Source organism: Spongiibacter nanhainus (assembly GCF_016132545.1).
GTDB classification, from domain to species: Bacteria; Pseudomonadota; Gammaproteobacteria; order Pseudomonadales; family Spongiibacteraceae; genus Spongiibacter; species Spongiibacter nanhainus.
Genome location: NZ_CP066167.1, coordinates 1518342 through 1532005 on the forward strand (window position 1 = coordinate 1518342; position 13664 = coordinate 1532005).

Annotated in this window: 11 protein-coding genes; 9 read left to right on the forward strand and 2 right to left on the reverse strand. The window is 57.3% G+C overall.

Annotated elements, in window-relative coordinates; translation table 11 throughout:
- Nucleotides 1-4: 4 nt before the first annotated feature.
- On the reverse strand, nucleotides 5-2350 hold the full coding sequence (locus I6N98_RS06860; protein ID WP_198571049.1) for a TonB-dependent receptor: 2346 nt from the start codon (nucleotides 2348-2350) through the stop codon (nucleotides 5-7).
- A gap of 197 nt (nucleotides 2351-2547) precedes the next feature.
- On the opposite strand from I6N98_RS06860, the gene I6N98_RS06865 reads away from it, so the two are divergent.
- Together I6N98_RS06865 and I6N98_RS06870 are read left to right on the forward strand one after the other, a co-directional pair.
- Nucleotides 2548-3069 carry a DUF1993 domain-containing protein gene (locus I6N98_RS06865; protein ID WP_198571050.1) on the forward strand — a complete coding sequence of 174 codons (522 nt, stop codon included), beginning with the start codon at nucleotides 2548-2550 and terminating at the stop codon, nucleotides 3067-3069.
- Nucleotides 3070-3300: 231 nt separating this feature from the next.
- Nucleotides 3301-5067, forward strand: a complete 1767-nt coding sequence (locus I6N98_RS06870) for a diguanylate cyclase (RefSeq protein ID WP_198571051.1) — start codon at nucleotides 3301-3303, stop codon at nucleotides 5065-5067.
- Between the two features lie 24 nt (nucleotides 5068-5091).
- On the opposite strand, the gene I6N98_RS06875 is transcribed toward I6N98_RS06870, so the two are convergent.
- Nucleotides 5092-5967, reverse strand: a complete 876-nt coding sequence (locus tag I6N98_RS06875) for an LOG family protein (protein WP_198571052.1) — start codon at nucleotides 5965-5967, stop codon at nucleotides 5092-5094.
- A 207-nt stretch (nucleotides 5968-6174) separates the two neighbouring features.
- Here I6N98_RS06875 and I6N98_RS06880 point away from each other — a divergent pair, with 207 nt between their 5' ends.
- From I6N98_RS06880 to I6N98_RS06910, 7 genes are all read left to right on the forward strand, one after another.
- Nucleotides 6175-7002 carry a DUF1295 domain-containing protein gene (locus I6N98_RS06880; protein WP_198571053.1) on the forward strand — a complete coding sequence of 276 codons (828 nt, stop codon included), beginning with the start codon at nucleotides 6175-6177 and terminating at the stop codon, nucleotides 7000-7002.
- 276 nt (nucleotides 7003-7278) lie between these two features.
- Nucleotides 7279-8472, forward strand: coding sequence for an enoyl-ACP reductase FabV (fabV, locus tag I6N98_RS06885; protein ID WP_198571054.1), 1194 nt, complete (start codon nucleotides 7279-7281; stop codon nucleotides 8470-8472).
- A 201-nt stretch (nucleotides 8473-8673) separates the two neighbouring features.
- Entirely contained in the window at nucleotides 8674-9204 is a 531-nt protein-coding gene (locus I6N98_RS06890; protein WP_198571055.1) for a hemerythrin domain-containing protein, read from the forward strand.
- A 104-nt stretch (nucleotides 9205-9308) separates the two neighbouring features.
- A complete protein-coding gene (locus I6N98_RS06895; RefSeq protein ID WP_198571056.1) occupies nucleotides 9309-10673 on the forward strand; it encodes an MATE family efflux transporter in 1365 nt (454 codons plus the stop codon).
- Nucleotides 10674-10696: 23 nt separating this feature from the next.
- Nucleotides 10697-11530: an MBL fold metallo-hydrolase gene (locus I6N98_RS06900; RefSeq protein ID WP_198571057.1), complete on the forward strand. Its 834-nt coding sequence runs from the start codon at nucleotides 10697-10699 to the stop codon at nucleotides 11528-11530.
- A 67-nt stretch (nucleotides 11531-11597) separates the two neighbouring features.
- Nucleotides 11598-12719: an alanine dehydrogenase gene (ald, locus tag I6N98_RS06905; protein ID WP_198571058.1), complete on the forward strand. Its 1122-nt coding sequence runs from the start codon at nucleotides 11598-11600 to the stop codon at nucleotides 12717-12719.
- 37 nt (nucleotides 12720-12756) lie between these two features.
- Nucleotides 12757-13503 carry an MBL fold metallo-hydrolase gene (locus I6N98_RS06910; protein ID WP_198571059.1) on the forward strand — a complete coding sequence of 249 codons (747 nt, stop codon included), beginning with the start codon at nucleotides 12757-12759 and terminating at the stop codon, nucleotides 13501-13503.
- Nucleotides 13504-13664 lie beyond the last annotated feature (161 nt).

Sequence of the window (13664 nt, forward strand, 5' to 3'; positions counted from 1 at the left end):
CAGCTTAAAAGCTCCATTTTACTTGTAATCCGTAAGCGCGCGGCGGCGCGATGGTGCGTTGTACACCGAAGTCGGTGACAAAGATGCCGTTGGTGTAGCGCTCATCCGTCAGGTTGTACACCGACAGGGTGGTGCGCAAGTCCCAGGCGAGGTAATCATAACTGATACGGGCATCGATGGTGTCATACGCTTCTTGCATACTCAGCTTGCGATTGCCGGGCTCAAAGAAGAAGTCGTCAGTGTAGTAGTAGTCGGCAGCGGCTTCCAGGGTACCACCGGGCACACCCCAGGTTTTGCTCAGCGAGGCGGCAACGGTAAAGTCTGGTGAGCGGATAATCTGGCTGCCCGAGAAATCGTTGGTGTTGGAGAAAACACCGGCCTCGTTGTAGCCTGACGCGTTGCTAAAATCCTCGTAGCGGGCGTGCAGGTAGGAGATACCGCCGGTCAGTACCAAGTCATCGATCAGTGACGGGAACAATTGCACCAGGCCATCGATCTCTGCACCGTAAATTTCTGAGGCACCAGCGTTTTGCAGAGCGACAACCCCGCCTTCAAAGAAGGACACAAACTGTTGCTGGAGGTTGTCTACTTCATAATAGAAAGCCGCGGCGTTAAAGCGCACTTGCCCCTGGCGGAAAGTGCTCTTCATCCCCATCTCGTAGGCGACAATTTCCTCGGGCTTAACGTAGTCAGCGGAATCGTAGATCGACACTGAATTGTAGGTACTGGCCTTGATAGCCTCCTGCCAGGACACAAACAGCATTACGTCGCTGTCGAAGGGGCGCATCTCAATAGACACTTTGGGGCTCAAGCTACGGGTGACATCGGTGGCGGGGTAGGGGTTGCCGTCACTGTCGGTGGCGTTGTTGGTGTTGTCTAGCAGGGGTAGCGTCGAGCCGTCGGTTAGCAGCAAACCGGATGTCGACTTTTCGATATAGCGCTCTTCATCCTGGTGGCGCAGGCCCAAAGTGACGTTTAGCCAATCGGTTACCGAAATCGTCGCCTGACCAAAGGCGGCTACCGAGTTGGTGCCGACCAGGCCCACCATGCGCAGCGGTCCGTTGGGTAGGGGGGCAATATCGCCGAGCAGTTCACCTAGCCCTAGCGGCAGGGACAGGCCCAGCAGTGTGCCATTGTTTACGTCGATGCCGCCCAAATAGAAATCCAGCGCCGCAAAACCGCTGATGCCGGCATAGTAATAGCCGCCCAGAATCCACTCCAGCCAGCTTGGTCCCGTCTCGCCATTAGACAATAGTTGGATCTCAGCAGACTCGGACTCGATAAACTGATCTGGGGTATCGAAGGCCGACAGTGCCCGCGGGGAACCGTCAAAGTCACGGGAGCCGGCGGTATCCATTTTTTGCTTGCTGCCCAGTAGTTTTACGTCAAACCACGGCGCGTTGTAGAGCACACTGCCGTAGACCACGTCGTTAGGGTCAGTCTCGGTGTAAACGTTGTAGTCCAGAGCACCGCGATAGCCGGTTTGAGGTTCTACACCGGCGGTAGCAGCCAAGGCGGAGGGCTCAGTGGTGTAGGCGATGTTACTTCCGCCGCCTTCAAAGACCAGACGAGTGGCTGCCAGGCGGATATCCCAGTTCTCTCCGGGTTGCCAGCGAATCTTGGCCCGGACACCGGTGCTTTCGTCCCGGGGGATAGAGCGCGGTGGAGTTCCCACCGTGCCTTTGTAGTAGTTGTCAGACTCGGCGCGCACCGCCGAGATATTGAAGGCCAGGTCATCGGTGACCGGCACATTGGCGTAGAAACGCAGCATCTGTTTGTCAAAGCTGCCAACCCGGCCGGTAACGTCACCGTAGAAACTGTCGAACTCTGGCTCTTTGGTGTGGATGGAGATCGCGCCACCGGTGGCGTTGCGACCAAACAGCGTGCCCTGGGGCCCCTTTAGAACCTCAATCCGTTCCACCGAGCCAAATTGCTGAGCCAGGTTGGAGGCGAAAGGAAAGTAAATGCCGTCGATATAGGTGGCGACGCTGGGGTCCGCACTGAGGAAGGCGTCGGTGCCGATACCACGCAGGAAGGTGATGACGTAGCTGACCTGGGTGGTGATGTTGAGCCCCGGGGTAATTTTCTGCAGGTCGGTCTGGTCTTCAATGCCCATGGCATCCAGCTGTTCGCCGCTGAAGGCCTGTATGGAGATGGGGATGTCTTGAATGGACTGTTCCCGTTTTTGCGCCGTGACCACGACTTCTTCCAGCATTCTGTTGCGAGAGGTCGGCTTAGTCTCGACTGAGGCAGATGCAGAGGGGGCCGCCTGGCCAAGGGCGCTTGCCGAGGTACACAGGGCAATGGCGAAGGAGAGCCCCTGAAGGGACCGTAAACGCAGATTTTTCATAGATTCACGCACTGAATTCAAGGAATTTATGGTAGTTATTTCGGTTTGTACTTATGTAGGGTTCATTTGTACCTCAGCGGGATTGGGGAGTCAACCGCCCCGCCAGGCCAGCACGCTAAAAGGTTCTCAGTAAGCGTGTTGTGTCACAGTTTTCTATGATAGAACATCTACGGTTTTAACAATAAGGATGGACCACCATGAGCATTTCTTTGTATGAAATCAGTGTCGGCAGCTATGTGCAGATACTGGAAGGCACGCTAAACGTTCTCGCAAAGGGCGCCGAGTATTTTGCCGATCAGGGTATCGACGCCGATGCCCTGCTGGATGAGGGCTTGTGCGATGACATGTTGCCTTTGAGCTTTCAGTTGCGCTCCGTCGCCCATCATTCACTGGGCTGCATTCGAGGCCTGGAGGCCGGGCTATTCCAGCCACCCCCGGAGCAACCGACTCGTAGCTACAGCGAATACCAACAGTGGCTGGCGGAAGTAAAAAGCGAGTTGGAAGGGATCTCCGCCGACCATCTGGAGTCACTGATGGGCAAGCCGGTGTTGTTTAAAATGGGCGACTTTGAATTGCCCTTCACGGCAGAGAATTTCGTGCTGAGTTTCTCTCTGCCCAATTTTTATTTTCACGCCACCACGGCCTACAACCTGTTGCGGCAGCGGGGAGTGAAGCTTGGCAAGGCTGACTATTTGGGCCCCATGAAATTTAACACCTAATCAGGTTCATACCCCGTCGCAGATTCAACCGTTTTCGGCGCTCCACAGCGGAGCGCCACATTTTCTATTCTCGCCGACAGTCATCATACGTAGCTTTCCGCATGGTCTCTGCTGGGCAACACGGTAGCTTATTGGCCAAATACCGCGCTGCATTCTTTGAGCGTGTAAAACACCATGAGCGAGGATTGTACGGCCCGATGCCGTGCTACATATAGCGACTTGAATCAACACTTGACCAATACCAACAACCTGGCCCCAGCGGGGGGTATTGTGGAATCCGAGCTCAAAACGACGGGTCATGTGCATGCGGTGGGGAATGAACTCGGCGGTATGATGGCGTTCTCGGACCTGTTCACCGCGCTTGCATACTTTTTTATCCCCGTAGTGCTGACGCTATTTATTATTAAACACCGGGAGCTGAAATTTAAGCGCATCCTGGTGATGTTCATTCTGTTTATCCTCGCCTGTGGGCTCCAGCATTTTCTCCACTTTACCAGCCACTGGTATCCGACACCGCAGCTATTGAACGCGACTATGGCTTTTATGGCCGCGATCTCGGTGATTACAGCGGTGATGATCTTGCCGATACTGCGTCAAGTCAGCGCTTTTATACAAGAGCGAGGGGAGCTGGAGGAAAGGCTGGCTGCTCACAATGTGGAATTAGAGTCCGCGTTGAGCCTGGCGAATGACCGCAAGCTGGCCTTTGAGCAAAGTGAAAGGGCCTTTCGCGCCATTATCTCTGGCGCACCCATCGGCACCGCCGTGGTGACACTGGACGGACGGTTTTCACTGGTGAACAAGGCGCTGTGCGACATGTTCGGTTATGTTGCCCGCGAGTTGGAAAAGCTGACCTTTCAGGAGATTACTCACCCCGACGATCTGGATACTGACCTCTTTCAGGTGCGCATGCTGTTAGATGGCGTAGCCAACAACTACCGGATGGAAAAGCGCTACATCCGCCGCGACGGTGCAGAAGTGCAAGCCCAGTTAGATGTAAGTCTGGTTCGAGATGAACAAGGCAATCCGGACTTCTTCGTATCGCAAATTCAGGATATTACCGCCAGCAAGCAGACCCAAAGCGCCCTTAAAGAGAGCCGCCATCGCTTCCTGAGCTTGCTCAAACACCTGCCTACGGCGGTGGTGGTGCACCGGTCGGACTCCAGCATTGAGTATGTTAATCCCGCCGCGGAGGACATGCTGGGCTTGACCGAAGATCAGCTGCTGGGTAAGTCGGCAGTCGACCCGGATTGGCATTTTCTCACCGAAGATGGCGACCAGATGCCCTTAGATGACTACCCCATCATGAAGGTGTTATCCAGCAAACGCCCGCTATCCAACTATACAACTGGCGTAGTTCAGCGCAAAGATGCACAGGTGCGATGGATGTTAGTCAATGCGTTCCCGATAAAAACGGCTGCGGGGGCCTTGGATCAAGTCATTGTCAGCTTCATTGACATCACGGAGCACAAAAAACTACAGCAAGCCCTCAAGGAACAAGCGCAGACTGACCCCCTCACTGGTCTGTTTAACCGGCGCTATTTCCAAGAAACGGCGGCTAGAGAAGTGGCCCAGGCGCGGCGCGCCAATAGCCCCCTGTCCATCATTGAGTTGGATCTCGATCACTTTAAGCGAATCAACGATCGCTATGGTCACGCTGCGGGGGACAAAGTGTTAGTGGCGCAAAGCGATATCATTCGCCAACTGTTAAGGGAGAACGATATTCCTTGCCGGGTTGGCGGTGAAGAGTTTGTGATTATTATGCCGGGCACTGACGCCCACGAGGCGGCATTTGCCGCCGAGCGCCTGCGCGCTAAGGTGATGTCGGCTGATATTCAGCTGGAGAACCAGCAAATACTGAGATGGACCACCTCATTGGGAGTGGCAAGCCTGGAGGATGGCGATATCTGTATTGAAGACGTTATCCAGAGGGCCGATCGGGCCCTCTATCAGGCCAAGGCCGATGGCCGTAATTGTGTGTCTGTCGCGGCGACGGGTTAACGTCCGGGTCGTGTTCCCTGCCGTTCAACAGCTGCGGCAGGGCTTTCCCTCGAGATCATAGAATTCTGCTATTACCTGCCAAGCCTGCTCCGCCGTGTCCACGGTGGTCACCATGTTGACGTCTTCGGGGCTAATCACACCCTCATCTCGCAGAAACTCCAGGTTGATCGCCTTGCCCCAAAATTCGTGGCCGATCAGGATCACAGGAACCCGCTGAGACTTGCCGGTTTGAATGAGGGTTAGCGCTTCAAAGAGTTCATCGAAGGTGCCAAAGCCGCCCGGGCACACAATCAATGCCTTTGCGCGGAGCATAAAGTGCATTTTGCGTATCCCGAAATAGTGGAAACGGAAGCAAAACTCCGGGGTGATATAGCCATTGGGGCGTTGCTCATGGGGCAACACAATGTTGAGCCCGATGGATTTTCCGCCTGCTTCGTGGGCACCGCGATTGGCGGCTTCCATGATACCCGGACCTCCACCAGTCACTACGTAGAGCTGCTCATCGGGTGGGCACTGCTCTGAGTGCTCGGTGATCAAGCGAGCCAGTTTGCGGGCCTCCTCGTAGTGGTGGCTGTTGCGCTTGTCCCGTTTGGCGCGACGAATCTCGGCGGGGTCGCCGCTTCGTTCAGCCTCAGCCAGCATTTGATCGGCCATATCCGGGGATGGGAAGCGAGCGCTGCCAAATATCACCACCGTGGACTCGACGTTGTGCTCCTGGAGCGTCATCTCTGGCTTTTGCAGCTCCAAGTGAAAACGCAGCCCCCGCAGCTCCTCGCGCAAGAGAAAGTCCTGGTCGGTGTAAGCCAGCTTGTAGGCAGCGGGCATATCCTGATCGTGTTGAAGCGCTTCCTCTCTTGCAGATGGGAAATTGGCACGTTTCAGAGAATTCTTAGGGCTCATAATTCTTCCGCTATTGTAGGGTCTCGACGCGACTTCAGTGTGTCTCAAATCGATGCATATAAAGTATACGTGAGAATACCGCTGGCAGTTGCGCCCATCCAAAGCAGCGATAGTCGCGTATGCTGGGGATGATGGTGGGGTTCTGGGTCTCGCCCTGGCTCCCCAATTAGAATCCCCTGACCAATATCCAAGGAGGGCAACATTACAATGCAGCGAGCGTGTCTTTGTATTGCGGTGGTATTGATCCCCCTCAGTCTGGCCTGGTTGATTGATGCCGAGCTGATGCTGCCGGTGGCCGTCGCTTTTGGCCTGCAGTGGTTGGCCTTTGTGCCGGCGTACTTGATGCGAAGTGAACATTTTTACGATTTGGTGGGCAGTGCCAGTTACGTGGTGGTTGCCGTTACCGCATGGATCGCGTTTGGGCAATATGATCTGCGCAGCGTGTTGCTGCTGACCATGGTGTCGCTATGGGCATTGCGGCTGGGGACTTTTCTGTTTTTGCGGATTCGGCAGCAGGGCGGCGACCGCCGTTTTGACAGTATCCGCCACGACCCGGGGGCATTCTTTGTTACCTGGACGCTCCAGGGCTTGTGGGTTTCTCTGACCCTGCTGCCAGCCCTGATCGTGTTTACATCGCCAGCCAAGACGGCGGGCCCGGTGTTTTATTGCGGTGCCATAGTGTGGGTACTGGGCTTTGTGGTCGAAGCACTGGCCGATGAGCAAAAGCGGCAGTTCAGGCTGGACAAGAAAAACCAAGGCCGCTTTATCTGCAGCGGTTTGTGGGCTTGGTCCCGCCATCCCAATTATTTTGGGGAGATTCTATTGTGGGCGGGGATCTGTATCGCTGCGGTGCCGGTGTTCAGCGGATGGAGCTGGCTGGGGCTGGTATCGCCCGTTTTTGTCACCCTGCTGCTAACCCGCATCAGTGGCGTGCCGCTCCTTGAAGCCAGTGCCGATCAGCGCTGGGGCGACGACCCAGACTATCAGGCCTACAAGCAGTGCACGTCGGTGTTGGTATTGCGGCCACCCCGCTGAGCCCTGTCGCTGCCACCCACGGTCAGGGCTTCCCCGGCCTGTGCGCTCGATATTTGTCGCGCTAACGACCTTAGTACTCCCCTCAGCAACACCCCTCCGAACTGCTATCCTGCCCCTGCGCCAGCAATGTTGACGCTGTATATTAGTTTGTCTGTCGCTTGCGCGGTTATAATGCCACTGAAACAGGGTTGGCCCGGCAGCCAGTGATGCTGTCCGCCACAATCAGACCGCCCTGGGTCGTGAGGCCCAGGCCAAAGGAAAGGAGCAGTTTAGCCCATGGTGATCAAACCCCGAGTGCGCGGATTTATGTGTGTCACAACCCATCCAGTGGGTTGCGAGGCCAATGTCAGGCAGCAGATCGACTACGTTAAAGCCCAGGGTGAAATAGCCGATGGTCCCAAGCGGGTACTGGTGATTGGCGCCTCCACTGGCTACGGCCTGGCCTCCCGCATCAGCGCCGCGTTTGGCGCCGGCGCTGCAACCTTGGGCATCTTCTTTGAAAAAGAAGGCACCGCGAAAAAGCCCGGCACGGCGGGTTGGTACAACTCGGCGGCCTTTCACAAGTTTGCTGAAGCACAAGGGCTCTACGCTGCCAGTATCAACGGTGACGCGTTCTCCGATGAGATCAAAGAAAAGGCGATCGCCGAGATTAAAGCTGAGCTGGGTCAGGTGGATTTGGTGGTCTATAGCCTGGCGTCTCCCCGTCGTCAGCACCCCAAAACCGGCCAAGTCTTTAACTCCACCTTGAAACCCATCGGTAAGGACGTGACCCAGCGCGGCATCAATACCGACAAAGAAGTGATTGAGGACGTGACCCTGCCCGCCGCCAGCGACGAAGAGATTGGCAACACCGTTGCGGTGATGGGGGGTGAAGACTGGCAAATGTGGATCGACGCCCTGGATGAGGCCGGTGTACTGGCCGAGGGCGCCAAAACCACCGCCTACACCTACCTGGGCGACAAGATTACCTGGGACATCTATTGGCACGGCACCATCGGCGCCGCCAAAAAAGACCTGGACAAGCGGGTCATCGACATTCGCCAGCGTTTGGCAGAGAAGGGCGGTGACGCTCGCGTATCAGTGCTCAAAGCGGTGGTAACCCAGGCCAGCTCGGCAATTCCTATTATGCCGCTGTATCTGTCACTGCTGTTTAAAGAGATGAAAGCCGCCGGTACCCACGAGGGTTGCATCGAGCAGGTCTACGGCCTGTTTAAAAATAGCCTCTATGGCTCGCAACCGGTGATGGATGATGAAGGGCGCCTGCGCGCCGACGGCAAAGAGTTGCTGCCGGAGATTCAGGAAGCGGTCACTGAGAAGTGGCAGCAGGTGACAACAGAAAACCTGCACCAACTGACCGACTTTTCCGGTTACAAGCGGGAGTTTCTGAAGTTGTTCGGCTTTGAAGTGGACGGCGTGGACTACGACGCGGATGTCGATCCGGTCGTCCCCATCGCCAATCTCGTCGAGTAATACCCCCTCCGCGCCATTGCCACAGCAGCATTTCTCGGGCTGTGGCAATGGCGCAACGCACTCTTACCCACCTTTGTAGAGCTTGTTTCATAGCGCCGATAGAAATCGCCCAATCCCGGCAATTGTTGATCTGCATCAGCGCGGCCTCGTTTTATGTTGGGCAGGCTGGACCAATCAACAACGGCAAAGACCGGAGGCGTTATGGGAACAGGCAGTCAGCGACTACAGCGCGATCACCAGGGCCTGACCGAAAAGTTGGCCACACTGCAGGATGAAATTGGTCTTTACGACGACGAGCTACACGAGACCGACATCCACCGGGTGCTGGAAACCCTGGAGTTTATCAACAGCTATCCCCAGGCCTGCCACCACCCATTGGAAGAGGCGGCGATGGAGTATCTGCGGGACCAGGGTGTTGAATTGCCCCCGGAGTTTGACCACATACATCAGCAGCACCAGCAGTTGGAGCAATTCACGGCCCAGTTGCAGCAAACCTTTGAGGCGATTTTTCAGGACCATGTGGTGCCCCTGCACGTGATCCGGGAACAGCTGCGGGCCTACCTGGATCTGCAATTTGAGCATATGGACCTGGAGGACCGGGAGTTGATCCCGCGTCTTGAGCAGCTCAGTGACGAAGATTGGCAGCAGATTCGCGGCCGCGTCACCGAAAAGCAGGAACAGCGCCTGCACTGGCAACGCGTCGGCGAGGCCAAGGCCACAGGGGGCAACTAGCGAGAAGGCAATAACTCCGCGTTGTCGTCAAACCGTCAGCCGACGGTTTGCCTGCGGCAGTCGGCTGCGCTAGAGTGCGCCGCGTTTCTGTCGTTGAGCCGCCTATGTCCACATCTCTTTCTCCGTCAGCCAAACCGTCGGAGTTACGCACCCAACTGGCCATTGCCCTGCCCATTTTCGGTGGCCAGCTAGCCCAGTCCGCCAACGGCTTTGTCGACACGGTGATGGCGGGGCGGGTATCGGCACTGGATCTTGCTGCCGTGGCAGTGGGCGCCAGTATCTGGGTGCCGATTTTTCTGTTTTTAACCGGGGTGCTGATGAGTACCACCTCGGTTTTGTCCCGCCACCTGGGCGCTAAGCAATCCCATCGAGTCAATGCCATCATGCACCAGTGCCTGACCCTGGGCGTGCTCTGTGGGCTGGTGGCGTTTTTTCTGCTGCGCAACACCGGCCCACTGCTGTCGTGGATGGATGTCGACCCGGCGATGCAGCCGATGGTGCGGGACTACCTTAGGGGCTTGAGTTGGGGGATGCCGGCCATTGCCGTGGTCTTGGCCCTGCGCAGCTATACCGAATCGATGAACCATACCCGGCCGGTGTTGTGGATCAGCGTGATTGGTCTGCTGGCCAATATCCCGGTGAACTACGTGCTGATCTACGGCAAGCTGGGATTTCCGGCGCTGGGCGGTGTTGGTTGCGGTTGGGCCACGGCGGTGGTGATGTGGTTGATGACCCTGCTGATGGTGGCCTATGTGCACTACGACCGTGCCTACAGCAATGTAAGGCTGCATATTCGGCCCTGGACCTGGGAGCCAGCCACACTGCGCTATCTTTTTGCCTTGGGTTTACCGGTCGGGCTGGCCATCTTTTTTGAAGTCAGTATTTTCGCGGTGATCGCCCTGTTGCTGTCTCAGGAAGGGGCGGAGGTGGTGGCGGGCCACCAGCTCACCCTCAACTTCACCTCGTTGATTTTTATGTTGCCACTGAGCTTTGCACTGGCGGCTACCGCACGCATTGGCTATGCCCGGGGGCGACAAAACCGCGATGAGGTCGGTATCGCCATCCGTACTGCGTTCTATATTAGTGCCACGATTGGCGTGTCGGCGGGACTGCTGTTGGTAATCAGCCGTCACTGGATTCCTCACATCTACACCGACAACGCCGGGGTTATCGAGCTGGCCAGTTATCTGTTGTTGTTCGCCGCCCTATACCAGATTTCCGACGCCTTGCAGGTGATGGCCAACGGCTGTCTGCGCGGCTTTGAAGACACCAAAGTGCCCATGGTGCTGACATTATTTGCCTATTGGGGTGTAGGATTGCCAGTAGGATACAGTTTGGCAATGACCGATTTTTGGCGCCCGGCGATGGGGCCCAGTGGTTTTTGGTTGGGCCTGTTTGCCGGCCTGAGCACCGCCGCCATATTACTGGGCGCAAGACTGCGCTGGCGCCTGCGTCAACCGCTGAGTTAGCGATTATTGAGAGAGGAACAGTCATGGAAGCCGGTATTGTCCAACAGCTTCTGCCCGGCGTGCGGCGGCTTGTGGCGCCCAACCCGGGGCTGATGACCGGACCGGGCACCAACACCTATCTGTTGGGGGAGCGGGACATCACCGTGCTGGACCCGGGCCCGGCACTGGACGCCCATATCGACGCCATTGACGCGGCCATCGTCCGCAGTGGCGGCCGCCTACAACGGGTGGTGGTGACCCATACCCACCCAGACCACTCTCCGGGAGCGGCGCTACTGGCAGAGCGCTACGGCGTGCCGCTGGTGGGGCAGTCCATTGCCAATGACGGCCACCAGGACGACAGCTTTCAGCCCGATGAGGAGCTGCAACACGATGTGGTAATCGACGTGGAGGGCGTCGCGCTGCGGGCCATCCATACGCCGGGGCATGTCGACAATCACTTCTGCTACTTCCACGAGGCCAGCGGACTGCTGTTTACCGGCGACCACATAATGCAGGGCTCGACGGTGGTGATCATCCCGCCCGCCGGGGATATGGCGGATTACATGGCGTCGTTGAGGGCCTTGCTGGACTATCCCATGGCCGCTTTGGCTCCGGGGCATGGCACGCTAATTGAATCTCCTCACCAAGAAGTCCAGCACTTGCTGGCTCATCGCCAGGGGCGGGAGGACAAAGTCCACGCGGCCCTGACACAGCTGGAGCGCGGTGACCTCGACGACTTGGTGACAGTGGCCTACGACGATGTCGATGCCAGTATTCACCCGATTGCCAAATTGTCGTTGTGGGCGCATTTGCTCAAGCTGCAAAAAGAGCAGCGTGCTGAGGAAAACGACGGTATCTGGGCGGTGATTGCATAGCGGCGATAACAATTGGCGGTGCCCGGATCGGCCTTGAGATGCAACGCGAGACGCAACGGGAGAAGTTATGCGCATTGGTATCCCCACAGAAGTAAAGTCACAGGAATATCGCGTTGCGGTGGTGCCGGAGGATGTGGCCACCCTTTGCCAGCAGTCCCACACGGTTTTGGTCCAGCGCGGCGCAGGGCAGGGCTCGGGCTTTGATGACGAAGCTTACCGCCGCGCTGGGGCTACAATCGTTGACTCTGCCCAGGCGCTGTTTGCCGAGGCTGAGCTAATCGTTAAGGTCAAAGAGCCCCAGCCGGGGGAATACGCGTTGCTGCGGCCTGAGCACACCTTATTCTGTTATTTGCACCTGGCGCCGGCTGTCGAGTTAACCGATGCCCTGGTCGCCAGCGGCGCCAGCTGCGTCGCCTACGAGACCATAACTGATTCTGCCGGTCGCCTGCCGCTACTAATGCCAATGAGCGAAATAGCCGGTCGCCTGGCCACCCAGGCCGGGGCCCACTGCCTAGAGAAGGCCCAGGGCGGGGCCGGGGTGCTACTGGGTTCGGTGGCCGGCCTGCCACCGGCAAAGGTGCTGATTTTTGGCGGCGGCACCGTGGGGACCAACGCCGCCGAGGTAGCCGTGGGGATGGGCGCGTCAGTTACGGTGATCGACCCCAATGACAAGCGCCGCCAACAACTGCAAACGGAATTTGCCGGTGCGGATTTCACGGTTCTCGATGCCCCCGACCTGGCCAGCATGCTGCCAGAGACCGACCTGGTGATTGGCGCGGTGCTGCTGCCCGGCGCGGAATCGCCCAAAGTATTGCAACGCTCCCACCTCGGCGACTTAAAGCCCGGCTCAGTGCTGGTGGATGTGGCGGTGGATCAGGGCGGCTGTTTTGCCACCACAAGGCCGACCACTCACGGTGACCCCACCTTTGTGGAAGAGGGCATTGTGCACTACTGCGTTGCTAATATTCCCAGTGCGGTGGCCCGCACCGCCAGTCAAGCGTTGAGCAGTGCATCCCGGCCTTACTTGCAACAACTGGCCAGTGGCCCCCTGGCCGAGGTATTGGCCAAGGATGCCCATTTGCTTGCCGGCTTGAATGTTGCGGCGGGCAAGGTGTGTTTTGATGCCGTCGCTTCCGCCCAGGGCCGAGACTATACACCGCCTGAGGACGTTCTCGCTTTGATCGCTTAAACTGGCGCTCGCAGATAATAAGCGGACGAACAACAGCATGGAAATCCACCGGGTCAAAACCCGCCTTGTAAACAGCTACGTGATTGCCTACGCCGAGCGCATACTAGTGGTGGACGTTGCGGTAAAGTGCCACCGCCATGTGCTGGGCTATATCGAACAAGACCTGGGACGAGCCATTGACGACGTTGCCCTGGTTACCTGCACCCACGACGATCCGGATCATATGGGTGGGGTGTTGGCACTGGCACAGCTGTGCGCTGCCGAGGTGGCGCTGCCCCTGGCCGCCGGGCGAGGGCACCGGAAGTTGTTTAACAACCCCACCGGGCCACTAAACCGCATTCGCACCAGTGCCAGGGAGTCACTGCGCCCCCGGGCCTGGAATATGTACATGAACCCGGCCCGGGACAGAGCCGCAGCCAAAGCGCCCCAGCTGGCGAAAGACACCGCCAGCAGTTCAGAGCGGATTGAGCAGAGCACCAGCCACCGCCTCAAAGACGGCCATAGCCTGCCGGGTTTTGATGATTGGCAAGTGATCCACACCCCCGGCCACACCTGGGATAGCTGTTGCTACTACCACCCCCAATCCAGGAGCCTGATATCCGGTGACACGTTGTTGGGTAGCGCCAAGATCAACCGCCTGGTCACCCCATCCATCTATTCCAGCCGGCGGCAAACCCTGCGCTCACTGGCAAAACTCGCGCAGCTAAAGATAAACACCGTCTACCCAGGGCACGGCAGCGTGATCTCGGGCAATGACCTGATTGGCCGCCACAACTTGCCTTGATTTGGCGATTTTGACCTTCCTCCAGTCTTTCGGCGTTTTTCAGAAGCCGCTGGCTCCCTATCTCGGCTTGAGTGGGGCTAACTGATTGATTTTTATATAGGCAGGTATATGATCAGGAGAAACGGAATTTAAAAAACATATAGGGAACGTGTCTTGATATC

What these genes read in the sequence shown, in the direction of transcription:
- I6N98_RS06875 (WP_198571052.1), bottom strand. Translation starts at nt 5,967, where the DNA reads ATGAGCCCTAAGAATTCTCTGAAACGTGCCAATTTCCCATCTGCAAGA.
- I6N98_RS06860 (WP_198571049.1), bottom strand. Translation starts at nt 2,350, where the DNA reads ATGAAAAATCTGCGTTTACGGTCCCTTCAGGGGCTCTCCTTCGCCATT.
- I6N98_RS06900 (WP_198571057.1), top strand. Translation starts at nt 10,697, where the DNA reads ATGGAAGCCGGTATTGTCCAACAGCTTCTGCCCGGCGTGCGGCGGCTT.
- I6N98_RS06865 (WP_198571050.1), top strand. Translation starts at nt 2,548, where the DNA reads ATGAGCATTTCTTTGTATGAAATCAGTGTCGGCAGCTATGTGCAGATA.
- I6N98_RS06910 (WP_198571059.1), top strand. Translation starts at nt 12,757, where the DNA reads ATGGAAATCCACCGGGTCAAAACCCGCCTTGTAAACAGCTACGTGATT.
- fabV (WP_198571054.1), top strand. Translation starts at nt 7,279, where the DNA reads ATGGTGATCAAACCCCGAGTGCGCGGATTTATGTGTGTCACAACCCAT.
- I6N98_RS06895 (WP_198571056.1), top strand. Translation starts at nt 9,309, where the DNA reads ATGTCCACATCTCTTTCTCCGTCAGCCAAACCGTCGGAGTTACGCACC.
- I6N98_RS06890 (WP_198571055.1), top strand. Translation starts at nt 8,674, where the DNA reads ATGGGAACAGGCAGTCAGCGACTACAGCGCGATCACCAGGGCCTGACC.
- I6N98_RS06880 (WP_198571053.1), top strand. Translation starts at nt 6,175, where the DNA reads ATGCAGCGAGCGTGTCTTTGTATTGCGGTGGTATTGATCCCCCTCAGT.
- ald (WP_198571058.1), top strand. Translation starts at nt 11,598, where the DNA reads ATGCGCATTGGTATCCCCACAGAAGTAAAGTCACAGGAATATCGCGTT.